Annotated in this window: 26 protein-coding genes and 1 pseudogene; 9 read left to right on the forward strand and 18 right to left on the reverse strand. The window is 62.2% G+C overall.

Annotated elements, in window-relative coordinates; translation table 11 throughout:
* Nucleotide 1 precedes the first annotated feature (1 nt).
* From GA566_RS28575 to GA566_RS28635, 13 genes and pseudogenes are all read right to left on the reverse strand, one after another.
* Nucleotides 2-721, reverse strand: a complete 720-nt coding sequence (locus GA566_RS28575; RefSeq protein WP_160474935.1) for a PRTRC system protein B — start codon at nucleotides 719-721, stop codon at nucleotides 2-4.
* Nucleotides 722-730: 9 nt separating this feature from the next.
* Nucleotides 731-1,870: a PRTRC system protein F gene (locus GA566_RS28580; protein WP_160474936.1), complete on the reverse strand. Its 1,140-nt coding sequence runs from the start codon at nucleotides 1,868-1,870 to the stop codon at nucleotides 731-733.
* Nucleotides 1,871-1,955: 85 nt separating this feature from the next.
* On the reverse strand, nucleotides 1,956-2,186 hold the full coding sequence (locus GA566_RS28585) for a PRTRC system protein C (protein WP_160474937.1): 231 nt from the start codon (nucleotides 2,184-2,186) through the stop codon (nucleotides 1,956-1,958).
* A gap of 12 nt (nucleotides 2,187-2,198) precedes the next feature.
* Entirely contained in the window at nucleotides 2,199-2,651 is a 453-nt protein-coding gene (locus GA566_RS28590; protein ID WP_160474938.1) for a PRTRC system protein E, read from the reverse strand.
* A 69-nt stretch (nucleotides 2,652-2,720) separates the two neighbouring features.
* A complete protein-coding gene (locus GA566_RS28595; protein WP_160474939.1) occupies nucleotides 2,721-4,394 on the reverse strand; it encodes a PRTRC system ParB family protein in 1,674 nt (557 codons plus the stop codon).
* Between the two features lie 231 nt (nucleotides 4,395-4,625).
* A pseudogene (locus GA566_RS28600) lies at nucleotides 4,626-5,384 on the reverse strand (NYN domain-containing protein).
* Nucleotides 5,385-5,486: 102 nt separating this feature from the next.
* Entirely contained in the window at nucleotides 5,487-5,795 is a 309-nt protein-coding gene (locus GA566_RS28605; protein ID WP_237380893.1) for a hypothetical protein, read from the reverse strand.
* A 48-nt stretch (nucleotides 5,796-5,843) separates the two neighbouring features.
* Nucleotides 5,844-7,565 carry a hemagglutinin gene (locus GA566_RS28610; protein ID WP_160474940.1) on the reverse strand — a complete coding sequence of 574 codons (1,722 nt, stop codon included), beginning with the start codon at nucleotides 7,563-7,565 and terminating at the stop codon, nucleotides 5,844-5,846.
* A 331-nt stretch (nucleotides 7,566-7,896) separates the two neighbouring features.
* Entirely contained in the window at nucleotides 7,897-8,823 is a 927-nt protein-coding gene (locus GA566_RS28615) for an N-6 DNA methylase (RefSeq protein ID WP_160474941.1), read from the reverse strand.
* A 144-nt stretch (nucleotides 8,824-8,967) separates the two neighbouring features.
* Nucleotides 8,968-9,690 carry a hypothetical protein gene (locus GA566_RS28620; RefSeq protein ID WP_160474942.1) on the reverse strand — a complete coding sequence of 241 codons (723 nt, stop codon included), beginning with the start codon at nucleotides 9,688-9,690 and terminating at the stop codon, nucleotides 8,968-8,970.
* A gap of 66 nt (nucleotides 9,691-9,756) precedes the next feature.
* Nucleotides 9,757-10,236, reverse strand: a complete 480-nt coding sequence (locus tag GA566_RS28625; RefSeq protein WP_160474943.1) for a hypothetical protein — start codon at nucleotides 10,234-10,236, stop codon at nucleotides 9,757-9,759.
* A gap of 96 nt (nucleotides 10,237-10,332) precedes the next feature.
* Nucleotides 10,333-10,536 carry a hypothetical protein gene (locus GA566_RS28630; RefSeq protein WP_237380895.1) on the reverse strand — a complete coding sequence of 68 codons (204 nt, stop codon included), beginning with the start codon at nucleotides 10,534-10,536 and terminating at the stop codon, nucleotides 10,333-10,335.
* Between the two features lie 161 nt (nucleotides 10,537-10,697).
* The gene (locus GA566_RS28635; RefSeq protein ID WP_160474944.1) at nucleotides 10,698-11,225 is read right to left on the reverse strand and encodes a hypothetical protein; all 528 of its coding nucleotides are present in this window, start codon (nucleotides 11,223-11,225) and stop codon (nucleotides 10,698-10,700) included.
* Nucleotides 11,226-11,383: 158 nt separating this feature from the next.
* On the opposite strand from GA566_RS28635, the gene GA566_RS28640 reads away from it, so the two are divergent.
* Genes GA566_RS28640 through GA566_RS28655 form a run of 4 tightly spaced genes read left to right on the forward strand, consistent with a single transcriptional unit; the run spans nucleotide 11,384 to nucleotide 14,861 of the window.
* The gene (locus GA566_RS28640) at nucleotides 11,384-11,833 is read left to right on the forward strand and encodes a hypothetical protein (RefSeq protein ID WP_160474945.1); all 450 of its coding nucleotides are present in this window, start codon (nucleotides 11,384-11,386) and stop codon (nucleotides 11,831-11,833) included.
* Nucleotides 11,830-13,290 (forward strand): 3'-5' exonuclease, encoded by a 1,461-nt coding sequence (locus GA566_RS28645; RefSeq protein WP_160474946.1) that lies wholly within the window; start codon nucleotides 11,830-11,832, stop codon nucleotides 13,288-13,290. Before GA566_RS28640 ends, GA566_RS28645 begins: the two co-directional genes overlap by 4 nt.
* Before the next feature lie 10 nt (nucleotides 13,291-13,300).
* A complete protein-coding gene (locus GA566_RS28650; RefSeq protein ID WP_160474947.1) occupies nucleotides 13,301-14,527 on the forward strand; it encodes a DUF1173 family protein in 1,227 nt (408 codons plus the stop codon).
* Nucleotides 14,514-14,861, forward strand: a complete 348-nt coding sequence (locus GA566_RS28655; RefSeq protein WP_160474948.1) for a hypothetical protein — start codon at nucleotides 14,514-14,516, stop codon at nucleotides 14,859-14,861. The genes GA566_RS28650 and GA566_RS28655 overlap by 14 nt, the downstream gene beginning before the upstream one ends.
* 148 nt (nucleotides 14,862-15,009) lie before the next feature.
* Here the strand turns inward: GA566_RS28655 and GA566_RS28660 are convergent, their stop codons facing one another.
* Nucleotides 15,010-15,237, reverse strand: a complete 228-nt coding sequence (locus GA566_RS28660; protein ID WP_160474949.1) for a hypothetical protein — start codon at nucleotides 15,235-15,237, stop codon at nucleotides 15,010-15,012.
* Here GA566_RS28660 and GA566_RS28665 point away from each other — a divergent pair.
* The 5 genes from GA566_RS28665 to GA566_RS28690 are packed head-to-tail and all read left to right on the forward strand — an operon-like array spanning nucleotide 15,215 to nucleotide 19,513.
* The gene (locus GA566_RS28665; RefSeq protein WP_160474950.1) at nucleotides 15,215-15,508 is read left to right on the forward strand and encodes a hypothetical protein; all 294 of its coding nucleotides are present in this window, start codon (nucleotides 15,215-15,217) and stop codon (nucleotides 15,506-15,508) included. The two genes, GA566_RS28660 and GA566_RS28665, sit on opposite strands and share 23 nt — an antisense overlap.
* Nucleotides 15,505-16,518: a phage Gp37/Gp68 family protein gene (locus tag GA566_RS28670; protein WP_160474951.1), complete on the forward strand. Its 1,014-nt coding sequence runs from the start codon at nucleotides 15,505-15,507 to the stop codon at nucleotides 16,516-16,518. Before GA566_RS28665 ends, GA566_RS28670 begins: the two co-directional genes overlap by 4 nt.
* On the forward strand, nucleotides 16,506-17,915 hold the full coding sequence (locus GA566_RS28675) for a DNA methyltransferase (protein ID WP_237380897.1): 1,410 nt from the start codon (nucleotides 16,506-16,508) through the stop codon (nucleotides 17,913-17,915). Before GA566_RS28670 ends, GA566_RS28675 begins: the two co-directional genes overlap by 13 nt.
* A 57-nt stretch (nucleotides 17,916-17,972) precedes the next feature.
* A complete protein-coding gene (locus tag GA566_RS28685; protein WP_160474953.1) occupies nucleotides 17,973-18,566 on the forward strand; it encodes a hypothetical protein in 594 nt (197 codons plus the stop codon).
* Nucleotides 18,567-18,622: 56 nt separating this feature from the next.
* Nucleotides 18,623-19,513 (forward strand): DNA/RNA non-specific endonuclease, encoded by an 891-nt coding sequence (locus GA566_RS28690; RefSeq protein WP_160474954.1) that lies wholly within the window; start codon nucleotides 18,623-18,625, stop codon nucleotides 19,511-19,513.
* A gap of 90 nt (nucleotides 19,514-19,603) precedes the next feature.
* On the opposite strand, the gene GA566_RS28695 is transcribed toward GA566_RS28690, so the two are convergent.
* The 4 genes from GA566_RS28695 to GA566_RS28710 all read right to left on the reverse strand — a co-directional run bounded on the left by GA566_RS28695 (nucleotide 19,604) and on the right by GA566_RS28710 (nucleotide 23,335).
* Nucleotides 19,604-20,521, reverse strand: a complete 918-nt coding sequence (locus tag GA566_RS28695; RefSeq protein WP_160474955.1) for a hypothetical protein — start codon at nucleotides 20,519-20,521, stop codon at nucleotides 19,604-19,606.
* A gap of 4 nt (nucleotides 20,522-20,525) precedes the next feature.
* Nucleotides 20,526-20,819 (reverse strand): HU family DNA-binding protein, encoded by a 294-nt coding sequence (locus tag GA566_RS28700; RefSeq protein ID WP_160474956.1) that lies wholly within the window; start codon nucleotides 20,817-20,819, stop codon nucleotides 20,526-20,528.
* 202 nt (nucleotides 20,820-21,021) lie between these two features.
* Nucleotides 21,022-22,167 (reverse strand): helix-turn-helix domain-containing protein, encoded by a 1,146-nt coding sequence (locus GA566_RS28705; protein WP_160474957.1) that lies wholly within the window; start codon nucleotides 22,165-22,167, stop codon nucleotides 21,022-21,024.
* A 1-nt stretch (nucleotide 22,168) separates the two neighbouring features.
* Nucleotides 22,169-23,335: an integrase domain-containing protein gene (locus tag GA566_RS28710; protein ID WP_160474958.1), complete on the reverse strand. Its 1,167-nt coding sequence runs from the start codon at nucleotides 23,333-23,335 to the stop codon at nucleotides 22,169-22,171.
* Nucleotides 23,336-23,799: the final 464 nt, after the last annotated feature.

Below are 23,799 nucleotides of genomic sequence, written 5' to 3' on the forward strand. Positions count from 1 at the left end.
GCTACTTCTCCAGTTTGCCGGCGATCAGATCGGCCAGCGTGTATTTCATGCGAACGAGGACTTGCTTGGGAAAGTCAGGAAACTGGGCATCCAGCATGTCCTTCCAGAAGGCGTAGGCACCGCGCTCGTACTTGACGCGCTTGCCTCCGTGATTGGGATGGGTGAATGCCGAGTTGAAGAACCCGTCTTCCCAGCCTGAAATCGATGCCACATCGATCTGCTTTGGCACATGTGCTGAGCCGATGCAGATCTTCCCGTGGTCCCACGTGTTGAAGTACGGCGGCTCGAACAACACACTCTCCGGTACCGGGCGCTCCTCCCCTTTCAGGGCGAAGACCTTGAAACCGGATTGCGATGCCTGGAAGACCAGCGCTGGGTGCGCAACAATGGCGCTACGCTCGCCCAGCTCCTTGCACTTGAAGAACACGCGACGCCGCGTGGCTGGACACCACCACGTCACTGCATTGGGGCTGATCGACAGCACATTGGGTGTCAGGAACTCGCCCTTGGGAAGGGCGTGCTCTGCTACCTCACGAACTGCGTGGATCAATGCCATGCGATTCAGTGGCACACCGGCGCCGATCACCGGGCGCCCGGATGCTTCTGATTCGATGCGATGGGCGGTGGCGTAAGAAAACTGCCCCGGCCCTTCCCCGTAAAACAAAATGGCCCCTTGGAGGGCCACTTCATGAGACCGCGAGGCGGTCAGGATTTCGGCCATGTGGCCCTCCTAGTCAGAAATAAGTGTGAGAACCCGATCCAGCGCCGCAATGATCTTGAGCATCCCGCTTAGATCCTTGAACTGCTGCCGAATCGCCTTTGGCTCGTCCGCGATGGGAATAAAACACTGGAACATCGTTGCATCGCCGTTGCAGTTGAGTCCGTCATAGAGGTCATCCAGCACCTGCGTGACATAGTCCGACTGCGTATAGGCAATGGTGGCCGCCGCATAGGCCGGTTCGGCCCATTGGGAACCCGAAACAGCCGATCGGTCACCCTGGCGCTTTACCGCTAGATTCAGTTCCGCCAGCGCGACGCACAGGTCCTTTATCCAGCCTTGATGGCTGCGAGCCAGCTCGTAGAGCTTCCGGCTACCAAAGGCCCTGAGTTTGCGCGACTCCGGGTATGCGTGACAGAACGATGGAAGCACCTCATCCGGCGCCAGTTCCGGCCGAACTGCGGACGGCAGGTACCGCGCGATATCGTCCTCATCCAGGCCGCACTGTTCCTTGAGGAACTCACGCGCGTCGTCGTCGTTGGTCAGGGTGGAGTCGTACTCCCAGTGCCACCGCGCGAACAGGTCGAGCAGTACCTCTGGCGTACGGAGAAACAACGATTTGGCACCCGCCACGTTGATCAGCGACATGGCCGTGTACAACAGATGGGGATGCACGGACCGCAGCGCGTTCGCACGAGCCTCGCCGATGAAGTACGCTTCATCGCCAGGCATGTCGATGGCCAGATACAGCGGCGCATCCACTTGGTCATCCCAACCGAACTGCATCAGTTGATCCCTCGCTGCGCCGATATCGAGGAGCGAGAAACTGAAGTTCAGTCGCCGGCAGCTTGGCATGCGCGCCGCGAGCCACGCGAACATGGCCTGCGCGAACGCATCTCCCGCTCCAGTAGGATTGACGACGTCACGTGCACGAAGCACGCCTGTTGCGAACTGGGCCCGGACCAATTCCTCCGCTTCGACCTCGTCTCCGAAAGTCAGAAGCGCACGGCCGGGGGTCGCGTCCGGGATGGCAGGAAGCGTCAGAAAATCATGGGCAGGTCGACATCGGGCAACGGGATGCTGTCGCGCAGGCGTCCATCCGGATTGTCCCGCATCGACTGATGGAACAAACGACCGAGGATCGAACAGCATTGTTGAATCTCCTCAGAATGTAAAAAAACCGCCCTTTCGGGCGGCTCATTGGTTGTCGGGAACTGGCGGGTAGCCAGTGCCTTCATCAGGTCAGATTTGCGCATGCCGCGCCCTTGGCGCCGGCGGCGCGCACGAATGTGAAGCGAGCAACACCGTCCTTTACTTCCGGTCCGTCCACCGCAGCGGTGGTCAGTTCGGGATATTGAGCGGAGTAGACATCGCGCACCTGGTCGGGCGAGAACTGCGGACCGACATCTTGCAGCGTCATGCCGTTGTAGGAAAACTCGCGCTTGAGCTTCGTGACTTCGAGTGCCATGGCGAGATCTCCTTACAGCAGCGATGCGAGGTCGGTACCCGTGTTGGCCGGTGCGGCGGTGTCAGCTTTCGCTTCTGCCTTCGCCTCGACCGGCGGGGTGCCGGCATCATCTTCATCGTCGTCGTTACCATCCGCAGCAGCGCCGCCCGAGGGCGTTGCCGCCTTAGCCAGCGCCTTCGTTGCCTTGGTGGACTGGGTGGATTTGGCCGCATCCAGAATGGACTTCGTGGCTTCGGCCTGCTCGGCCAGCGAGCGATGGGAATTCGTCACGCCCGTGAGGGTCGCAGCGAATTCCGCATCGAGCTCTGCCGGCGTCGCGGTGAGAGACAGTGGTGTGGTCAGGGCCGCGTCAGCAGCGTTTTTGATAACGGGCATGACGACTACTGTCATGGCTTCGCCAGTCATGGACAGAGTGAGAACGACTTTGTCGGCCGCACGCACGAGGGGTGCAAGTTCAGTGAACATAGGTGAAATAAATTGGGGGAGAAGGAAAAGACAGAGGGCGCCGGTGGCGCCCTCTGGATGGGTGAACGACTAGTAGTGCAGGACCTTTGGCACCTTGCCGGTGTAGTCGAAGTCCTTCACCGCCAGCAGGCCGGCAATGACTTCCGGCTTGGGCTTGTTAAACAGCTTGGCGAACTGGTCACCCAGCGCCTTGCGGATACCCATTTCGTCGGCGAGAACCTTCATCTCCGACTTCGTGAGCATTTCCAGAAAATCCTGGGCCTGCTGGAGATTCCAGTGCGGCCGCAGGTCGAGTTTGTGATACCGGCACAACTCGCGGAGGTTACCTACCTCCACGCCGTCGATTGCTGCAACCGTCAGGCCGATCGTCAACTGCTGTCGTTTCTGGGCGTCCAGCGCGTGGACGGCCGTCAGACAACCCTGCAACGAGGACGACGACTTCTGCTCGGTCAGCTTCTCGAAGAACTTGCCCATCACGTCGCCGGCGATATTGCGCGCCAGCCCGTTCAGTGCAACCGCCAGAAGATACGAGTTGGCCTGCTCAGCGTTCTGCGCGACTTCCTTGCGCAGCGCCTTGCGCCACAGCGCGGTCCGGTAGTTCTTCACCTTGTCCGATTCGCTGATCGACGTCACGGGCTTCTCGGCGGCCGAAGCCGACGAGAAGCCTTTCTTGGCCGGTGCTGCCTTGCCTCCCGCAGCCGGTTTGGCTGCAGTGGGCTGAGCGGCGTCCTTCTCTGCCTTGATCCGGGCAGCAACCTTCTGCTGGTTGCAAACCGTGTCGAAGCATTGACCGCTGTAGACCTTGCCCATGGAACCGGGTAGGCCGCTGACCGCGGCGCCGAAGTTCTGGCAGGCGTGGCAGGCTCTCGCCTGTTCATCGCCGACACCCGTCGGGCCTTCGACCTTCAGCTGGATCCGAGTTTCGTTGTCACCTGCTCGGATAATGCGGACGATGGGGTACTCGTCCTTGAGGCCGAAGGCAATGCCTTCGAGCTTCTTGGTGAGCTTGTCGTCGTAGCACGCGCGGTTGGTGCAGTTGCCGGTGGCGATGGCCTCGCCGAACATTTCCGTCTGCAATGACGAATTGTGCGGACAGGCCGTGCACTCTGCCTTGTCGAAGATGGCGGCTTCGAGGCTGCACGCGGCGGCCTCAATCGTCTTTCTCAACTCCGCAACGGGCTTTTTCTCGCGCACGATGACCGGCAGGATCGTGGCCTGCTTGTCCTTGGCGAGCGTCGCCAACAGTTCGGCGTGGCCTAGTAGAATCGTACGGGTGTTGAGCGCATCCAGAACGGATTCGCTGCAGTTCATCAGCGCCAGGCGTTTATCGAGCGTGGAGCGCGACCAGCCAAGCTGGCGGGCCGCTTCATCGCGGTCGCCCTGCAGTTGGCCGACAATTTCGGCTGCCGCCACAGCCTCCTCTGAAGGAGCCATGTCAGCGCGCTGTACGTTCTCAATGAGCGCGTAGCGACGGGCCTCGGCATCGGTCAGAATCTTAATCGTGACCGGTACATTGTAGCCATCGCCGTGAGCCGCAAGCGCCGCACGGTAGCGACGTTCGCCGGCCACAACTTCGTACTCGTGGCCGTGCTCATCATCTTCGATGGGACGAATCAAAATCGGCTGAATGACACCGTCGACGCGAACGGATTCGGTCAGTTCTGCCATCTGGACAGGATCGAAGTACTTCCGCGGATTGCAGCCAGGACGGATGCTGCCAATAACGACAGTGGGGTTTTGCATTGTGGGTTCTCGCGAGAAAAGGGGAACCCGTTGCCGCACCGGGAACGTGGTTCCCGATGGGGTAGATGAAGATGGACTACCAGGCTATGCTGGCCGGCCACCATACTGCAGAAGCTGGCACCTTACGGTGCTGGGTCGATGCGTCTAGGACGCGGTAGGTGCGCAGAGAATACCTAAAAATCTGGCGCCGGACAAGATAGCGCCGTGCCGGTCCCGGAGACCAACGAAGCGTTACCCCTCCGCGCCCTCCATCTTTGGCTTAAGGCTGACCCAGTAGCCAGTGCCGTTCTGCTGGTTCATCACCAAGTCTGGATACGTGCGGACCATGTCGGACAGCGCGGCATGGCCAAAAACCTTAGGGGAAAAGCCAGGATCGGTGCGCTTGAGGTACTGGCCGAGGGCGCCCAGACCCACCCAGCCATCTGGCGTATCGCCAGCGAGAAGCTCAACGGCACGAATCACGGCCTTGGGCCGTCGCTTTGCCGGCGGCTTGGCAGGCACCATGGCGACCTTCGCCTTTGCAGTATCAGCCGCTTCCGGGACAGGATCAGGCGCTTGCCACTCAAAGAACTATTCGCTGGCATTGCGTAGCGCGTCGGGAGTCTTTTCTTCCCCGACAATGTGAACGGTGGCGCCACGCTCGCGCAGCTTGCGGCAAAGGTAGGCAAAATCCGAGTCGCTGGTAACCAGGCAGAAGATGTCGGCACGGGAATCGAACATGGCTTCCATCGCGTCCAGCGCGAGGGCGATATCGGCCGTGTTCTTGCCGGCTGCATATTGGTATTGGAGACAAGGGGTGAAAGCAAGCCGAACCAGAGCCTCTTGCCACCTGTTGGCCAAGGTTGAATGGTTGCCGTAACCTCTGCGAAGCACCACGCGCCCGAACTGGGGTACTACCCGGAGTGCGTATTCGAGAATTTCGGGGGTTGTATTGTCGCAGTCCACTAGTACCGCAACTCGTGACTCTGCCGCTGCTGATTGACCCGCCATCCCCTTCCCCTATGCGTTGTTATCTGCGCATGATATTGGCGGGTCGCCGCACCTGTCTAGGCCGGTTCGTAGGCGATTTTGCAACCCGGTTGGGCAGTCCATTCACGGTGCGGAGGGGCGGGGCTTACCGTCGACGCGGAATGATGGCAGCCAGACACCCTGGCCTGGCGCCTTGATCACAGCACCTTCCACTGTCACCTCATGGCCAACGAGGCCGCGAGCCTCATCAAGCGGCACCCCAACCAACTCCCAGCTTTGATGAGAAGCTGTCTCCAGCACAACGTTCGGAAAGGCCGCACTACCCTTGATGTGGATCTCGCCTTCGAGCTTCAATGCCTTCGCGTCCGTTGCCGCCGCCGCGCAGGCTGTTAGACCTAGCGCAACCAGTACGGACAGTACGATGTTCTGCATGGCAATCCCAGGATAGGAAAAGGGGCGGCGCATGCCGCCCCGTGGGTCTTACTGGATTACGACTGACAGCGTCGAGTTGGCCGGCACCTTGATGGTTTCGGCATACGTCCCGCTCACGGCCTTGCGCACGACAGGCAGGCTGGCGTAAGGCTGGATCATCGTCGGCACCGTCTGCGTCAGCGTGCGGCTGGCCAGCAGCGCCTGCGGATCGATCACCGGCAACGTGAAGCCACCCTCTGCGCGAGCCGGGAAGCCGAAGCCGGCAGGACTAGGCGCCTTCATCAGCGCGCCGGACGTGGCGGCGAAGCGGCGCAGTTGCTCGCCAAGGCTGGACGTCGGCGCGATCGCCTTGATCGACGCGTCTAGCACGGCAACGGAGTCCGTGCTGGTGACGTTGGTCAGCAGGTGCTTGTAGAACCCCAGGCCAAGCTGTCGGTCCAGGAAGCCGCCGAGCGAGCCGGACACCGAATAGCTGTCGCACGTCGCGCCGAACGGGTCCCACGCCAGCAGGCTGCAGTTGTACGAGCCTGCCTTATAGCCGATGTAGTTCGGGAAGCGCACGTCGCGGATCGCATTGTAGGTCGGGTCGATCGACTGGCTCGCGAAGTCTTCCATCATCATCGCCGTGCCCTCTTCCAGCCATGTGTCGAAGGCATAGGCCGGGCCCTTCACCACGCCGCGGCGGTAGAAGTTCTGCATGTGCATGCCTTCGTGCGCCATCGTCAACAGCATCGACTGCATGCCCGACGCACCACCCAGGTACAAGGTCTCGGCATCCAGATACAGCGACACCGACTGATTGCTGAGCGGCTCGGCGGCCGCCGTGAGCGCATTGCGGCCATAGAAATAGCCGACCATGCCAAACGGCGTGGCGTTGTTGTCGAAGTTCAGGATCACGATGTCGATCGGCTGCGCAACGGCGCCAGAGATCAGATCGGCGTACGGGTGCGGACCCCACACCGGGCCGCCGGTCTGCTTGAGCAGGTCGTAGATCTTGCCGGTCGGCACGAAGCCCGCTTCCAACGCGGCGACAATCGACGCGTTGACCTTGAGCGGGTTGTTCTCCGTATCCTCGACCCAGAAGTTGACGACCGTGCCATCGGCGGTCGTATCCGTACGGACCAGCGTGGTCGCCCGCGAACTGTTGTCCTCGTGATACCAGTTGCGCGTGTCGCCCACGGTGTAGGCTGCGCGCAGCGGCGCCGTGGCGCCGAACGTCGACAGGCTGGCACCAGTGCCCCGCGCGCCGGCCTTGGCGGCCCAGCCGTCGCGGTTGTAATCGGTGATCCGGCCCTTGGCGGCGCTGACGCCGTTGTCCCACTGGATGGCGCTCGCGGCGACCGTCGGCAGCTGCGACGCGGTCAGCGCAACGGTCGGCATCGTCTGGGCGGTGCCGGACTGGTTCGTGAACACCAGAGTCACGTCCTGGCCAGTCAGACCGGCGATGTTGATCGGCATGTCGACGGCGCCCGTCGTTGCATTGATGCTCTGCCAGACACCGATACCCGAACCGGCGTAGGTGTTGGCGTCTACGGCGGCACAGCCCGAGCATGCCGGCGACACTACGCTTGTCGGTTTGGCCGCCGGTTCCGCTGGCGTCTGCGTGCCCGGCGTGCCCGATGTACCCGGCGCGGCGGTGGTCGTCGTGGTCGCGCCTTGCGCGGCCGGCTCGCTGCCGTCACCACCGCCTCCGCAAGCGGCCACGACGGCGGAAGTCAGCAGTGCCAAAGCAAGCGACCCCGGGAAAGACAAAGCGCGTTGGTTGCGCATGGATTTTTCTCCTTGTTCTGATTGGCCACGAACTTTCAGCACGCGGCATCTGAATATCGGCAAAGGCGCCGCTCCCATCACCCCGCTTTCTGGGGGAAACCCCAATCCAAGTCCCGCCGCGCGCGGCAGAAATGCATCGCGTTTCCGAGTCCCCGAAATCCGAATTGGCATCAAGGGGCTTCACAAAAAAAACGCCCTCACGAGGAGGGCGGGTAGGAACGGGTCCATCTGAGAGAGCTTCCGTAGCGGGGCGCGCTACAGAACCAATCTTATGGTCTAGTGGGTCAGTCGATGACCTCGAAAGATCGTCAATTTCGACGCCTTTTCGCCGTCAGAACAGCGCAAGCTGGTCATCAGGCACGAAGACCCGCATCGCGGCCGCCGGCACGCTTGGCTGCTTGGGGTCAGCACTCACGTGAACGGTGACTGCAACGTTGTCCTCGTCAAGCAATGGCGAAGGATTCGGCTCAGTACAATCAGCCGGCGCTGGTGCCGCTTCGCCCAACGATTCCATTGCCTCACGGAAGCGCTTGAGTCGCAGCTTTGCACCCCAGCCACCAAGGACGTGAGCCGGCGTGAACCACGTGCCCCAGGCTTCGACGGACAGCGCGTTGCCGTGCACGACGATGGCGGGGATATGCAGGAGCGACAACTGCACGTACGCCATATGCACACAGCGTGGATCGATGTCGATACACGTCGCATGCATCGTCTGCTGGTAGTCGCGCCCGGCGTCGTTGAGCGCATCGGCGCAGGCGATCACCATCCCCGCAGCACCACAGGCCGGCTCGCTGATCGTGACGAAACCGTCGCGATCAATGTAAGGATTGCCATCGCCAATGTTGATGCTCGCCATCAGACGCGAGACGCTGTAGGGCGTGAAGAACTGCCCTGCCCGATCGTTGCCGAGCTCCAGCATCATGTACGTCTGGCCAAGAATGTCTGCCAGGCCGTCGCCGTGCGGCACCAGCTGCTGCACCCGCTCTTCGAAGGTCATGGTCAGGGCGCCCAGCATGCGTGAGAACCGGTCCGGGTCCTCGCGTTCATAGCGCTTCACGATCTCCAGATAGCGCTTCTCCCGCGCATCGAACTGGTGGCGATCCACCGCGTTGCTGATGGCCAGCGCCGATAGCTCGACAAAGTCGGAGAAGACCTCGTGCATCGAGTGCCGGTGCCCAAAGGCTTTGAAGTAGGAAAGTAGCTGTTTGTGGGGATCGCTGGCGGTGCCTTCGAACTTGCGTTTGGCGGCCTTACTCATGAGCGGCGCCTACGCAGAAATGGGTACGCTTGGCGGTTGTCGCGATAAAACTGCAGGGGCTTTGGAGCATTTCGGACTGTCGAAAAAAGTCCGGAAGCACTCCCGTGCCGGGTATGCTCCCGGACGGGTGGAAGAAAATGTGGCTCAGGCGCCTACGATTAGCGCCAGGCGCTCTGCGAGCTCGCGCTGCAATCGGATCTCCCATTGCTCGTTGAACTGTCGGATCTCGACGCCCGGGAAGGCCCGCCGCTGAGGCGAGAGGAATGGCGCATCGACGCGAAACTCATTGAGACAAGCGGCCATTGCTGGCTGGCCCGCGCGCTTGGCGAAGACCGCCAAAGCTGCTACAACGCGTTTCACTTCCGCTACTTCGCCGCCACAAAGCCAACGCATGCCCGACGCTTGTCCTGCCGCTGGCTCAGATAGCGCGGACAGCCGCAGGATCCCGAACTGTCGCGTCAACTGCATGCTCAGTCCCGCGTGATCCGAGAATCTGCGTCGTAGCACTCTGACTGCCTCCCTCCAAGCCAGCGGCTGCAAGCTTCTTGCAACCAAGACGTGCCAGAGCTTGTCGAGATCTGGGACTTGCCCCGCGTCGATCACCTGCCAGACGTTTCGTGGGCCATCGAGCGAGACCCTTGTTTCGTCGACACGTTCGCCAAGTTGGCGACTCGCTTTGTCCACAAGGTTCGCTGTCAGCCGCTTGAGAAATGCACGCCGATACCGCAGCCGAGATGCGGTCGAATGCCGGCAAGCGAGACGCTCAGCATTTGGAAACAGCGTAGCCTCCAGCTTGGCGACCCGATCCATATCGGCCGTGCTGCATTGTTCTGCGGCCAGAAATTGGCCAATCAACTGGTTGTACATGGTCTCGAAAGGAATGCCGGGACCGGGCCGCAGGGACTCGGTCCCATGCGGGGTTAATGCTGCGGCTTAGTGCAAGCCGAGCGATGGCACAGTGGGCGTGAAGCCCATGGCCCACCATTGCGCGACAGGGTGATTCGGGAAATCCGGAATCTCGGCACCCCGGAAGATCTTCGGCACGAGCACAATCGCCGAAGGCCGCGCAAGCACGGCTTCGCGCCACTTCTCCTGCAGCCGAAGCCAAGTCAGTTCGGCGCGGGCGATGTGATCCCATTGGAGCGGCAGCAACGACTCGTCGAAACGGTCGGCGCCTTCGGCAGTCATGACCGCGACGACTTCGTGATAACGCCCCAATTCATGCGGAAAGCCGCGACGTACGAAACGGAGAATCGCGGGGTCCGGGTTGCCGAAGATGCGTTGCAACTGGCGGATGTACACGGCGCACTCGCGGCGCGAGCGTTCGCTATAGTCATCGCGGCCAACCTGTGCGCACGGTTCTTCGGCCGGGACAGGCCCGACTTCGATATCGAAGGTTTTGGAATGGAACATGCGTTTCCCCTTGAGGATGGGAAACGCCCCATCGGGAGCGCTTCCCGGATGGGTGTAGGACGGCGCGCGAGCCCAAAGGACAGCGCGCCGCAGTGATCAGACCGGTTGGTCCGAGAGATGAGAGAACCTGGCCAGCACCCACAGCACAGCAATGGCCAGATTGGCCACTACGAGCGTGGAGAGCTGAAACGAAAGCAGTGCGACGTTCGCCGAGGTGACGATAAAGAACAACGCGGCGAAAAGGATCACAACCAACGCAACGATGGCGGCGGCCGTTTCCGGGGTTTCAATGAAGGGCATGATGGCTCCAGACGGAAGACGGAGCCATGGCCCATTAGGGACAAAGCCCCGATGGGTGAAAGGAAAGAAGATGGCCGGTAAGCCGGCGGTATCGATGCGCGTAGCGCGGAGAATCGGGCGAATCTTACCGCGCCTGACGACGCCATACAAGAATGAGGCGTCTAGCCACGCTTGAGAGCCGCTGCGCGCGCTCGGCGGTTTGCCTCTCGCATACGGTTGACCACCGCCCAACGCCGCTGTGCGACCTCTTCTGGATTTTCCAGATTGGAATAATCCTGCACTGGTCCCTCGCCAATGAACGGCCTGTAGTCCTGGGGAAGCTTGCCTTCCGCCTTGGCTTTGTCGCGTTGTAGGCGGCCAAGCAAATCCGTGCTCTCGGTGATAGCGACATAGTCCCAGCGCGTGGGGACGGCATCCTCAGCGAACCAGACCTCGCCCTCCCCTTCGCCCACGAGCGCGACCACGTCGTACACGCTACCAACCGGCGAGGGCACGGCCCTCACCTCGAAGCGCAGGACCTCGGGCCGTGGGTGCCAGAACACACGTTCCAGGTAGCGCTTGAAGATGAACGCGTCCATCCGGGCAATCTCGCCATATTGCGGCTCGCCAGGCGCGATGAACTGCGGCTCATGTTTCGGGCGATTGCCCAAAGAGACTTCGCGGGCGGTGGGTGTGGGGGCTTGGGACATGGGAATTCAGTGAAAGGCGCCTGAAATTCTATCTCTTTCGGGGCCTACGCCCGAAATCCTGCCGCCAGAATGGTTGGCGGCGAACTTCGCCCGCCGGCCAGCTTGACTTCGAGATGGCGCCGGTATCTTGGTCTTAGACCACCTTATACCCAGCCGCCATGCGATTCACCCGATTCGGACGCCACGACCCCATCAATTTCAATACCCGCCGCCAGGCCGCCTTTGCACGCAAGCAGCAGCGCGAGCGCGACAAATACCCGCTCTTTGCGGACCACGTCGCAGCCGAACAGCATTCGCCCGACGAAGAGTTCGCGCGCCGACAGCGTCGCTCAGACAACTTGGAACGCACGACGCGCACCCTGCACGCCCGGATCTGGCGCGAAAAGCGTGCCGTCTACTTTTCCTTGAGCGTAGAGCAGCGCGCAGAGGTGCGCGCCAAGTGGCTGGCATGGACCGGCCCTACCACCGCACTCTATTACGCCTACATCGTGGACAACGCCAGTGGCGAGGCAGCGCGCCGCGCCGAAACATCCCGCGCGCACACGTTGGAAGTCCGACGCCGCGTCCTCGCGAACATGCCCGAACAAGCCGCCCTGGAGATGGCATGACGCCTACCGTCGAGCAGGAACAGGTTGTGGAGGCGGTGCGCGCAGGCGGCGCCGTCAAGGTCAAGGCGTACGCCGGCGCCGGCAAGACGTCCACCTTGCGCATGGCGGCCGAAGCGCGCGGCCGCGCACGCGGTCTCTATCTCGCCTTCAACAAAGAGATAGCCAATGAAGCGGCGCGCAAGTTCCCGCAGAACACCCGCTGTCGCACGGTGCACTCGCTGGCCTACAGCGGCACGCGGCCCGAGATCACCCGCAAGCTGAGAAATCCGGTGGAGCCGCCCCACCAACTGGCGTTGCGCTATGGCTTCGGGAAACTGCGCCTGCCCACGACGATTGGCAAGGATCTGGAACTCAGTCCGAGCAAGGTCGCCCGGATGGTGATGGACGGTGCCGCCCGCTTCTGCCGATCCGCCCAGCCCGAACCGCTCGCATGGCACATCCCGGTAGAGGCGATCGTAAAGGACGAGGAAGCCGAGCATCTGCGCGAATCGCTGTTGCCGTCCGTCAAGCGTCTCTGGTCGGAATACCTTGATCCGGCGGCGCCCTCAGCCATTTCGCACGACTGCTACGTAAAACTCTGGCAACTCAGCCGCCCCCGCATCGGCGCGGATTTCATCCTGTTCGACGAGGCGCAGGATGCGGATGGCCTCATGCTCTCCGTGCTGCGCACCCAGCAGTGCCAGGTCATCTACGTTGGCGACCCTTACCAGCAAATCTACGAATGGCGCGGCGCCGTGAACGCCATGGAGCATATCCGCGCGCCCGAGTGCGCACTGACTGAATCGTTCCGCTTCGGCCCCGCTATCGCCCAGCTCGCCAGTCGCGTGCTGCAATTGATGGACGAGCAAACGCCCGTACGTGGCCAGGACCATGTCGCTTCACGCGTCCTGCACGAGTCCTCCCCCGGCCAAGACCGATTCGACGCCATCCTGTGTCGAAAGAACGCCACGGTGCTGACCCACCTCGCGCAAGGCATCGGCCGCGGCGACCGTGTGGCGGTCCGAGCCAACGTCGACGAATTGCGCGCCTTCGCGGACGGCGCAGAGCAGCTCATGCGCGGCCAGCGCGTCGGCTTTCCAGCCACCCTCGCCCTCTTTGAGACGTGGGATGAGGTGCAGGAGTACGCCGAATCGTTTGCGGGCCGGGACCTCAAGCCACTCGTCACGCTGATCGACAACGAAGGTGTTGATTACCTGCGCCTGATTCTCACCCGCGTCTCCCCGGAGGACGAAGCCGACTACATCGTCTCGACCATCCATCGCGCGAAGGGCCTGGAATGGGACGGGGTGCAGCTTGCCGGGGATTTCAAGTTCAAGAACGGCGACGACGGGAAGCTGACCATGGCGCCGGAAGAGATGCGTCTGCTCTATGTGGCCATGACCCGCGCCAAACACGTGCTCGACGTGAGCGAGATCCGGCGCGACCTGTACACCATGTTCCGGGATGCCGGCGCCTAAGGAGACCAGCATGATTACCGTGCGAATTGGCGGGAGCGAGTTCCCTTTGGACGATGTGCTCGACGAGCCGGGCCGCTACGCGCGCCAGCTTGAGCGTGCCAAGACGGTCCAGGGGTTCGCCGAATGCGGATGCGGCACCCGGCGCCCCCGACCCAAGCTCGTCATCCGCCGTCACCGGGACATCTTCCTGCTGGCACGATGGCCGGAGCAGGCGCATCACCACGCCGCGGGCTGTCCATTCAACCGCGCATCGGCGATCAAATCCGGCACGGTGGACAACCTCGACGCCTTTCGCCTCCAGGACGGCCGACACGACATCCGGCTTGGCGCCACACTCACGGCCAGTGCGCGGACGCCCGCAAGCACTGTTCAGCGCTCGCCGGACGGCAAGAGCAGCAAGCCGCAACGACGCTCTGCCGGGCTGCTGGCGTTCCTCGAGTACGCATGGGAACAATCCGGTCTGAATGTATGGCCGGGAACGGGGTATCGGGGCTGGACCGCCTGCTGGTCCCAACTGACGTCCGAGCTTGCGGACTGCCGAATCAATGGCAAGCCGGCCGACGGACTGCTGCACATCGTGCAGCGGTGGGACGCCAGTCGCCGCACCGAGATCCTCGCCGAGTTCGAAGCGTGGCAGGCCAGGCTTGCGCCGACTGCGGCCGGCAGCCCTCGCGGCATTGTGATCGGTCAGATCGAATCTCACGAGCCGTCGCAGTTTGGCGGCAAGCTGGTGCTTCGCCAGAGCCGGCAACGCTACTTCCTCGCTGCAGACCTCTATGCACGTCTGCAGGCGTCGTTTGGCGGTGCCCTGTCCGCCGCCGGCAAAGACGACCAACGCTGCATCGGGCTGCTGCTGGTCGAGATGTCCAAGAGCGGATACCTGCGGGTAGTGGACGCCGCAGCGATGCTGGCCAACAGGCACTTCCTGCCATGCGACTCGTCCCATGAGATCGACATGGCGGATCACCTGATCGCTCAGCACCGCGCGTTCCGCAAGCCGTTGCGCCACACCCAACGCGCTGCGGTCCATCCAGATTTCGTGTTGACCGATGTCGCGCCAGAAGTCGTCATCGAGGTACTCGGCATGTCGGGCAACGCCGACTATGACGCCCGCATGGCCGAGAAGCGCGCGTACTACCTTTCCACCGGCACGCCTTCGATCGAGTGGGACGCCACGGCCGAGCCGATCTCAAGCGTCCGATTGCCCCCAGCGAATCGCACTCATGACGGCGCCTGACATTGCCATGGCCGCGCTGGCGGATCGGCAATATGCCCGTGCGCTGGACCTGGTCCAGCGTTTCCGTGCAGCGTCCGTGGCCTTGGTACAGCGCTATCTGGATGTCGATCCGCTCGTTGCCGAAGCGCTTCTGATGCGCATGTCGCAAGAAACGACGCTCGTGCGACGAATGCCAGACGGCCTCTATCTCTTCGTCGGCGAGATCATCGGCCAAGAGCTGCAGGCCCTGCACGGCTTCGCCCGGGAAGTCTTGGCGGCGCTTAGAACTGACTACATCGACGTTGAGCAACTGCGCGCCGCGGCCGCGCGCCACGGGCTCGACCCTACAGCTTGACTTCGGCCCAAGCTCGATAGGCTATCCAAGAAAAGTGAATCCGGCTCGACGGGACTAACTGCCCGCGTCACCTCCACCGCGACATCATATGGAAAAGCATACCGTACGAGAAAACATACTACCGACGGGCGAGCCGCCGTTGCTGGCTTCACCATCCCGGCGGCTCGCCGCAGCCCGCGCCAAAGGCGGCTACCTCGTGCATCTCGTGGATCTCGACAAGGGCCAAGCCCTTTGCGGACACAAGCCACGTCACACGGCCACGCGCATGAAACGGCGCGCTGGCTGGCAACCGTATGGCGCGGTGCCGCCCACCTGCCAAAAATGCAAAGCCATCCACCAGCCCGGAGAAGCCCATGCCGCTCTTTAACGTCGACATCGTGTACCGCGCGGTCATCCAGGCCGATACGCCTCAGGCTGCATGCGTCGTCGCCGTGCAGGAGCGGCTGAATATCGAAGGCGACAGCATGGAGCCGCGCATCGAGCTTGCCGGTCGCGTGCGCGCGCCGTCCGACCTCGAGGATGGCTGGACTGAAGCGGACACGCCGTATGGCGGTGACGGCGCCGCGTCGATCCGTCAACTGCTCCTGGCCGATGCGGCACCCGAGCGTGATCCCCTGACGATGGATATGTTTGAGGAGCAGGCATGAGCGAGAACACAAAGATCGAATGCACTGACCACACGTGGAACGCATGGGAAGGTTGTCAGAAGGTTGGCCCGGGTTGCGACCATTGCTATGCCGAAGCCCGCAACCAGCGGTTCGGCGGCGGCACCGCCACGAATTGGGGCCCTGGCGCACCCCGACGCCGGACCTCCACCGACAATTGGCGCAAGATGTTCCGATGGAACGCTGCGCACGATGCCTTCGCTACCGTCCACGGCCGCCGGCAGCGCGTCTTCTGCGCGAGCCTGGCCGATGTCTTCGACAACGAAGTGCCGATCGAATGGTTCATCGACATGCTCGATGTATGGCGGCAGACGCCGAACCTCGATAAGTTGGTGCTGACCAAGCGCATCGGCAACGCCACCAAACGGCTCGGAGAGGCGTTCAACACGCTGATGCTGCGCGATGACTGTGCGGACAATCCGCTCGTACCTTGGCTGGCCACCTGGATTGCCGGCAACGCGCCCGCCGATATCTGGCTCGGTGCGACGATCGTGAATCAGGCCGAAGCAGACCGCGACATCCCCAAGCTGCTCCGCACCCCGGCCAAGACGCGCTTCCTCTCGATGGAACCCCTCCTCGGTGATGTCGACGTGTTTTCCAAGATGACCGGCGAACTGTTGCACACCTCGGACAATGACTACGACCCTGGATCAATCGACTGGATCATTGCCGGCGGCGAGTCCGGCCGCGGCGCTCGGCCGATGAGCCCCGACTGGGCTCGCGGCCTGCGCGACCAGTGCGCGTCGGCCGGCGTACCGTTTCTGTTCAAGCAATGGGGTGAGTGGATACCAATGCTGGGACAGGCCGACAGTGTTCCGGTTGGTGAAAAGACCACAACGCCGGACGGCTGGGTAATGGGCTGGGCCGGAAAGAAGGCGGCTGGTCGCCAGCTCGACGATACGTTGCATGACGACTTTCCGGTGACGGCGCTGGACGTCGCCGCCGCATGCGAGCGGGCTTTGGCGAGAGGGGCACTCCGATGCAACAGCTGAATCTGTTTGGACATGTGGCTGCGGCCTTCGCAGACGCACCCGCTGAAGGTATCGCCACGGCGCAGCTCTACGATGCCGTGGCCACCGCAGCCGGGGTCGATCTGGCAGAGGCGCGTGCCAAAGTGCCGGTCGGCACGGCAGGCGCCTTGCACAGCCCCTTCAAGCGGGCCGTGCGCTGGCACCAGCAGACGCTGAAGTCCATGAACATCGTGGAGCGCGTGGCCGACCGCGCCGGATTCTGGAAGCTGACGCAGCCTGTCACGAAAGAGTTGGATCGCGCCGCCGACGGCGTGCGGCTGGTCGCCTTCAGCACCACGCTGGGTATGGCCGTCTGGGCTCGCCATGAGGACGTGTTTCGCGGCCTTGGCGAGCCGATCGCTTTGTGCGTCACGTCACCCCCGTACCCGCTGCGCCAGGCGCGAGCCTATGGCAATCCCACCGAGGCGCAATACGTCGATTTCTTGTGCGAGGCACTGGAGCCCATCGTTGCGGGCCTCGTTCCTGGCGGCAGTATTGTGCTCAATGTATCGAATGACATCTTCGAGCCGCGCAGCCCCGCTCGCTCTCTCTATATAGAACGCCTGACGTTGGCGCTGCACGACCGTCTCGGCCTGTCGCTGATGGGGCGCGTTCCCTGGGTCAACTACAGCAAGCCGCCCGGACCCACGCGGTGGGCCTGCGTGGAACGCGTCCAGCTCACATCTGCCTACGAACCGGTGCTCTGGTTCACAAACAATCCTGCCTGCGTGCGGGCCGACAACCGCCAAATCCTTCAAGCCCACACGGAACGGCACCAACGACTGATCGCCGCCGGCGGCGAGGCGCGCAATGCCGTGTACGGCGATGGCGCCTATCGCATTCGGCAGAGCGCCTTCGGGAACCAGACGGCCGGGCGGCTGCCCCGCAACGTCATCGAACGCGGCCACAGCTGCGCTGACACTCGCGCCTATCGCCGTGCCGCCCAGGCACTCGGGTTGCCGACGGGCCGCAGAGCGACTGGGCCGGCGGTGGATCGCAACGGAATGGATCCTCCAATACGCGCGCGGCGCCGCCGAGCTGTTCCGCCAGTTCGACGGCTTTCAGATGCACCCGGCCCTGCAATGGGCCACCCAACCAAAATGACCATGACGCCCTACGACGACAACGAACGCGAATACCCCGAACCCGAAACCGTTCTCGCCATCCGAGGGGCCATTGCCACCGGCCAGACGGGTGGTCCCATGGGCCCGCCTGGACACTGGCTCAATGAGTTCTGGCAGATCGGTGCCGCGCTTCGCGACCATGCCGAAATCCTGCACGGCTTCCAGACCACTGCCCGCCAAGACCTACTGGACACCACCAGCCACTATCTCGGCGCCGAGATGGCGCTGATCGAACAGCCCAACCACCCCAATTGATCGGGCGCAGGCCGCCGGCAGGCATAATGCGGGCATTTTCAGCACCGGATTCTCACCATGCCCAGCGGCCTTCTTCAATGCGCCCACTGCGATGGCGCCCCGCTCTACATCGCCGGGCGCCTCCAGGCCGTTATCGTTTGTGAAGAGTGCGGCATGTCCACGCCGCCGATCCGAATGGACTCCGCCGACATCAAGGACGCAGTCTTTTCCCAGCTCAGCGCGATCTGGAATAATCGCGTCGAGCATCGCGAGGCGGACGCGGATGCCATCTCAATGAACGCGCGCCGCGCCCTCACCACGTCCGATCTCCCCTACTTCCTGAACCTCCTCGCCTCGACCAGCACGGACTGGGAAACGAAAGGTCCAATGTTCGCCGCGATGGCTGCAGCACTCGCCCAGCCAGGCTACGAGTTCAAGCACGTAGATCCGCCCGAGACCGTGATCTCGCAGGCGGCGAGATACCAGAAGCTGTTGAAGCGCGCGAAGATCATCTACATCGATGGCGCGCCGATGATCCGATTCGATCATGTGCCGGCGCTGTGCGCCGAGATTGCCGAAGAATCGCTCGCGGACAAGGACTGGCCGCTCCTGGATCTGCACGAGTTCATCGGCAAGGCCATCGATGGGCTTCCCGATCACTGGCAGCCTTGACTTTGGCCCAGAACGGGCAAGCTGGTGTTGTGTTTAACGACCACTTCACCACAGCAATGATTCGCCACCTTGCAGTCGCCCTCCTTCTCGCCGCCAATGCGGCAGCCGCCTCCGCCAAGGACACTGCGAAATGCGGGAACATCCTGGAGTCAGGCCAACCTGCAGTAAGCCGGTCCGTCGGTAACACCAAGCTGCTCTGCTACCGCGCCTACGCCGTCCTCTACTCGCCCCAGACCCGCACGGCACTGTGGTCCGCTGAACGTCTGACCGGCGCCGCAGCCGACGCAGCCCGCACGTTACCGCGCGACAGTGATTTCTATGAAGAAGACCGCTTGCCGGCTGGCGAGCGTGCGCAGCTGCGAGACTTCGTACGATCTGGATACGACCGTGGCCACCTTGCCCCGAGCGGTGATTTCGGAGACAACGCGTCCCAGGCCGAAAGTTTCAGCCTCGCCAACGTCGTGCCTCAGAACAGCACGTCGAATCGGAGGACCTGGAGCCATATCGAGACATCGACGCGCAAGCTCGCGCGTCAGTATGGCGCCATCCATGTCGTGACCGGTCCGGCATTCACCAATGCCGCCCGAATGCTGAACGGCCGCGTGCGCATCCCGGACTATTTGTGGAAGGCGATCTATGTGCCGGGCGTCGGTGCCGCAGCCTACGTCGTCCGCAACGATGCGACGCAGGCATACAGCGTCATCAGCATCGGCGAACTGGCCCACTTCACCGGCATCGATCCGTTCCCGGCTCTGGCGCCGGCAAAGCAAGGCGTCGCATTGGATCTACCGCCGCCGACCCCGCATCCGGGGGAGAAGGCTGCCCGGCGTGTCGCATTTGCCTGGCTCGTTGGACACGAGAAAGCTGGGGAAGCGGCTGAATCCCTCGGCGGGCTCGTTCAGCACGCCGGTGCGCTGGCCACGCTCATGCTGGCCTACGCCCGGTAGGATCCCGCGGGAAGGAACATGTTCCTTTCAAAAAAGACGAAAGGCGCGTCAAAAGACGCGCCTTTCGCTTTCATACTGGCCGATTTCCGGTCAGCTTCGTGCCCAAAGCCACGTTCCGAGGCCGAAGTACAACGATAGCGGGATGGACGCACCCGCCAGCGAAGCCAGAACAAAGCGGAGCCGGGAAGGGCGCAGCGGCGCCCGCGCAAGCTCAATAGCGCGCCAGCGGACATTGTCCACCATGTCCCGTACCTTCGGGTCCACCGTAGACTCGTCGAAGCCCGCCAGCCACACCATGTCGGAGTTGTGAATCTCGCCCACGAAGATCGATATCTCACTGGCCCCCAACACCCTCGCCCGTTCCACTGCGAACTCCAGCATGAAGACGCTTCGCAACGGGATGTTGAGCTCCGGCTCGATCATCGCGAGCCAGCGCCAATCAGGGTCGGGGAACACCGGTCCACGGCGGTCGCCCCCGCCCGCCCGGCGACGGCAATTCTCCACGAGGTAGATGTACGGTTCCGGAAAACCGGCAATCCTGCGCCGCTCGTCGGGCGAGAGCGCATGGAAGGCGGCAGAGCCACCGATGTCCTGAAGACGACGAAACCCGTTCGCACCGAAACGGTCCGCCATCGTCCGCCGCTCGCGCCGCATGCCGGCGGCCACCATAAACATACGCATCGGCGTGAGAGCGGCTTTGAACTGCATCCGGAATGCATCGCGCAGTGGGATCTCAGTCCAGTCGTCCATCTCGACCTGGATGCCTCGGTACAGCTTCGCGAACTTCGTCTCGCCAAAGACAAGCTCTCCCGGGGCCTTTTCGATCGCGTCTTCGACCAGAGCTTTGTACTGGCGATTGGTGCCGCCCGTCAGACCATGGAGCACGCCATAGACATGGCAAGTGACGCCGCGATATCGGATCGTCGCGGCATCGAGGCGTTGCGGGATCTCCGCGGTGCCTGCGAGCAGCTCCGCGACTGGCACGTATTGTGGGGAGGCCGCATGCATCGCGTCACCGGCCACCGGCGCCACCGTTGACCGCGTCCTTGAATCGCTGACCGGCCTTGAACTTCACGGTCTGGGCTGCCTCGACCCGAATTTCCTCGCCGGTGCGCGGATTGCGCGCCATACGTTCGCCACGCTCGCCTTTGCTGAAGGCGCCGAACCCCACAAGGGTGAGTGTGTCACCCTTGGCAACGCCATCCATGATGGCAGCCAGGGTAGCATTCAGTACTTGCTCTGCCTTGGTTTTAGACAGACCGTCCACGCCGGCAACGATCGCATCGATGAGCTCAGCTTTAGTCATGTTTCATCCTTCCGATTGGGTTGGGTTCTCGAACGTTAGACATTCTCCTCGACGCAATGCCACGTTATCCGGCGAAAGCTATCGATTGTTTAAGCGCTTTCCCTGGAATGCACCTGCATTCCCGTCCACCACCCGTCACGCTGCTGCGGATCAAGTGGGCAGTCCGACGTCAGATGACGTATCGCTGACCTCGGCCGGGGGATCATTCCTTGCAGGGGACCGCCTCCCTAATTGCCACCAGTTTCGTGCAGGGCACGAGACGATACAGGCAGGCGCGACTCACTCCAAGGGCGGCTGCCGCGCGACTCATGTTGCCGTTCACCTTCTCTAGGATCGCAATCGCCGTCGCGACATCCGGTCGTGGGCGCGGTTCGCGAGTGTGTGTACCCAACATCGACGCCGCCTTGTTCGGGCTTTTGTAGCCTGCAACTTGGCCTAGCCTCAGGAGCCCCTGACGATGGAGCTTCGTAGCCACCTCAGCCCCTCCCTTCACTGCAGCCTGCACTCCTGTCACCGCCACATACTGACTGTTCACAAACTCGTGCCGGAGCCCTATAGACGTTATCCCCATCTCCTCCGTTGTCAGGCCATGCCTATGAAGCACGTAGTAGTAGTGAGCGCGCCAGCGTCGAAAAGTGTAAGGCGCAGGAATCATGCAGCCATCCGAGGGATTCTCAAGCTCCTGCGCGTCCAACAAAGCCTGCCACTGCTCGGGCGTTTCAATTGGGAGCTCGCGGACACTCTTACCCTCGGATGTTCGATTTACAAACAGCATTCCCGATTCACTGATGTGCCGAGGTTGCAACAAGAATGCTTCAACGGGACGCAAGCCAAACAGCAGTTGCAACCTCAGTTGGATTGCAATATGAGGTTCACGGGGCGCAATTTTTCCGATTACGTCAATCGCTGAAATCTTGTTTCCGGACCAAGTTTTGTCGGCTTGGGCTGAGTAGCTTCTGCGGTACGCTTCTGGGCGCTCAAGATACTCACGCATTGGCCGTACGATCTGAGGCTTTCCAATCCATAAGGCAAACGCTCTAAAATGCGTGAGCTTATTTTCCACGGTTCCGGGAAGCTGCTTGAAGTCGACGATCCACTTTCTAACGAGGTGCGCGATATGCTGTGAATCACAATCAAAAGGTGTCTCGATCGTGTATCCATCGTCAATTAGTTCGCGAAACGATGCAAGATGAGTTGTTAGTCGAAGCAGCTGCGTCTGGGCCGATAGCGTCGAATTCCGTCCGACTGGAATAGTCAACTTCGCCAGCGCAAGATTCTTGTAAGCCTCGGCAAAGGCCTGAGGCAATCGGTATCGAGCAGCAACTGCATTCACTTCGCTGGGAAGCATGTCATTCCTCCCCTTTCCCATCTGCTGTGGCGAGAATTCGGTAGAGCTTCGCTCGTGAAATCTCCAGGGCTCGGGCGGCAACTGCCTTATTCCCATCGGCAGCCTTAATCGCTGCTTTGACCTCGGCTACCGTCAACTCTCGCCGCGCCATTGCCAATTGCGTCGAGTAAGTCGAAAGATAGGCGTTCGCCTTAGTTGCCCGGCTGTGACCAGCGGCCTCCACGACCTTGCGCATTGCTTCTCGGTGCGCTTCTGCATCCAGAATCTTCCCTCCCCCCTTCACTGCCGCAGCCTGCCCACTGTGCCGCTCGTACATTTGCTGCAGGAACTGATGCCGCAATCCGTGAGCCGTAACGCCTACCCCACCCTTTGTAATGCCATGCTTCTCCAGAACCGTATAGAACCGCCGGCGCCATTGATTCTGGGTGAACGTCGCGGGGATCAGTGTGCCGCGACCAGGGTTCGTGGACTCTGCGAGGCGAGCCGCCTGACCCAGTAACTCGTACTGCCAGTCAAACTCGATAGGCACGCGCCGCGGACGGCCACCCTTGGTGCCATCTTGAACGTGCAGCATGCCCGATGGTAGGAGGTCCATCGCCGGTCGCAGCCGCCAGCTTTCCTTTGCTCGCAGGCCGAAACCCGCCTCGAGTTTCAGTTGCAGCGAGACATGGCGGTCAGTCACCTCGATCTCGGCAATCTTCGCCAGGGCGTCGATCCCATTGCCTTCCCAGGAGCGGTCCTCTTTCGCGACGTAGCCGCGGACATAGCCGTCCGGTCGCACCGTGTAGTCTTCGATCCGCCCCACCATGTTGCCTTTGCCCATCCACGACATGAAGGCGCGCAAGTGTGTCAGCCGCAGTTCTACGGTACCGACATTCAACTTGCGATCTTCTACCCAGTAACGGACCAGCCAGCGAATGTGTTTCTGCCGGATTGCGTACGGCGAGGTTATCGCCATGCCACCAATGCGCCGTAGTTCCACCACCATCGCAAGCAAAGCCTGAATCCTCTGGCGTTGCGACATTTGCGACAGCGATCGACCGCTCACGCGCGTGCCGCTATGGGGAAGGTGAAGGTGCTCGGCCGCCAGGACGGCGAATTCCGCCTTGAACCTCTCGGGGAGGTTGTACTGCTCCAGGATCGGGCGCAGGTTGATCGTCTTGCTCATGTTTGCTCTCGCAATAGCGTTGCAGGGCCGTGCCAGCCGCACTACCCATGTCAGGACAGCACCGACCCCGATTCGGATCTGTCCCGTTCGGTGCACCGGGGTACCACCCCCAGCTTGCCGGCCCACCCAGCCGGTCCTACCACTACTCTCCCGGTCCTTTAGCGATGCCAAACCGATCGGCCCTGAGCATGGAAGCAATGCGTCGTGACCGTCCGCTTACGCGGACACGCAGGGCTCTCGCCTTGCGCGCCGCGTGCGCGGCCACCCTATCCGGTGCATCTGCTGATGCCGGCCTGTATTCGTGAGGATTGCGTCCACACGCCTGCGGCCGATGCCGTGATGGGTGATTACCTGTTGCGCCGTTCTGGTACCGGTGGCGCCCCCCGGATCGATATCTGCTCAGAAGCCTGCGTTCACCGTTTCTCGGCACGCAAAGCAGCTCCCCACCCCAAAGTCAGATCATC

It is taken from the genome of Cupriavidus sp. SW-Y-13 (assembly GCF_009793345.1).
GTDB lineage: Bacteria > Pseudomonadota > Gammaproteobacteria > Burkholderiales > Burkholderiaceae > Cupriavidus.

Bases quoted from the DNA above. Each gene is read 5' to 3' on its own strand.
- GA566_RS28670 (WP_160474951.1), top strand. From the start codon at position 15,505: ATGAGCGAGAACACAAAGATCGAATGCACTGACCACACGTGGAACGCA.
- GA566_RS28605 (WP_237380893.1), bottom strand. From the start codon at position 5,795: ATGCAGAACATCGTACTGTCCGTACTGGTTGCGCTAGGTCTAACAGCC.
- GA566_RS28640 (WP_160474945.1), top strand. From the start codon at position 11,384: ATGCGATTCACCCGATTCGGACGCCACGACCCCATCAATTTCAATACC.
- GA566_RS28660 (WP_160474949.1), bottom strand. From the start codon at position 15,237: ATGTCGACGTTAAAGAGCGGCATGGGCTTCTCCGGGCTGGTGGATGGC.
- GA566_RS28695 (WP_160474955.1), bottom strand. From the start codon at position 20,521: ATGCATGCGGCCTCCCCACAATACGTGCCAGTCGCGGAGCTGCTCGCA.
- GA566_RS28710 (WP_160474958.1), bottom strand. From the start codon at position 23,335: ATGAGCAAGACGATCAACCTGCGCCCGATCCTGGAGCAGTACAACCTC.
- GA566_RS28690 (WP_160474954.1), top strand. From the start codon at position 18,623: ATGATTCGCCACCTTGCAGTCGCCCTCCTTCTCGCCGCCAATGCGGCA.
- GA566_RS28650 (WP_160474947.1), top strand. From the start codon at position 13,301: ATGATTACCGTGCGAATTGGCGGGAGCGAGTTCCCTTTGGACGATGTG.
- GA566_RS28615 (WP_160474941.1), bottom strand. From the start codon at position 8,823: ATGAGTAAGGCCGCCAAACGCAAGTTCGAAGGCACCGCCAGCGATCCC.
- GA566_RS28620 (WP_160474942.1), bottom strand. From the start codon at position 9,690: ATGTACAACCAGTTGATTGGCCAATTTCTGGCCGCAGAACAATGCAGC.
- GA566_RS28665 (WP_160474950.1), top strand. From the start codon at position 15,215: ATGCCGCTCTTTAACGTCGACATCGTGTACCGCGCGGTCATCCAGGCC.
- GA566_RS28675 (WP_237380897.1), top strand. From the start codon at position 16,506: ATGCAACAGCTGAATCTGTTTGGACATGTGGCTGCGGCCTTCGCAGAC.
- GA566_RS28580 (WP_160474936.1), bottom strand. From the start codon at position 1,870: ATGCTGTTCGATCCTCGGTCGTTTGTTCCATCAGTCGATGCGGGACAA.
- GA566_RS28575 (WP_160474935.1), bottom strand. From the start codon at position 721: ATGGCCGAAATCCTGACCGCCTCGCGGTCTCATGAAGTGGCCCTCCAA.
- GA566_RS28645 (WP_160474946.1), top strand. From the start codon at position 11,830: ATGACGCCTACCGTCGAGCAGGAACAGGTTGTGGAGGCGGTGCGCGCA.
- GA566_RS28705 (WP_160474957.1), bottom strand. From the start codon at position 22,167: ATGCTTCCCAGCGAAGTGAATGCAGTTGCTGCTCGATACCGATTGCCT.
- GA566_RS28595 (WP_160474939.1), bottom strand. From the start codon at position 4,394: ATGCAAAACCCCACTGTCGTTATTGGCAGCATCCGTCCTGGCTGCAAT.
- GA566_RS28590 (WP_160474938.1), bottom strand. From the start codon at position 2,651: ATGTTCACTGAACTTGCACCCCTCGTGCGTGCGGCCGACAAAGTCGTT.
- GA566_RS28700 (WP_160474956.1), bottom strand. From the start codon at position 20,819: ATGACTAAAGCTGAGCTCATCGATGCGATCGTTGCCGGCGTGGACGGT.
- GA566_RS28655 (WP_160474948.1), top strand. From the start codon at position 14,514: ATGACGGCGCCTGACATTGCCATGGCCGCGCTGGCGGATCGGCAATAT.
- GA566_RS28625 (WP_160474943.1), bottom strand. From the start codon at position 10,236: ATGTTCCATTCCAAAACCTTCGATATCGAAGTCGGGCCTGTCCCGGCC.
- GA566_RS28585 (WP_160474937.1), bottom strand. From the start codon at position 2,186: ATGGCACTCGAAGTCACGAAGCTCAAGCGCGAGTTTTCCTACAACGGC.
- GA566_RS28635 (WP_160474944.1), bottom strand. From the start codon at position 11,225: ATGTCCCAAGCCCCCACACCCACCGCCCGCGAAGTCTCTTTGGGCAAT.
- GA566_RS28685 (WP_160474953.1), top strand. From the start codon at position 17,973: ATGCCCAGCGGCCTTCTTCAATGCGCCCACTGCGATGGCGCCCCGCTC.
- GA566_RS28630 (WP_237380895.1), bottom strand. From the start codon at position 10,536: ATGCCCTTCATTGAAACCCCGGAAACGGCCGCCGCCATCGTTGCGTTG.
- GA566_RS28610 (WP_160474940.1), bottom strand. From the start codon at position 7,565: ATGCGCAACCAACGCGCTTTGTCTTTCCCGGGGTCGCTTGCTTTGGCA.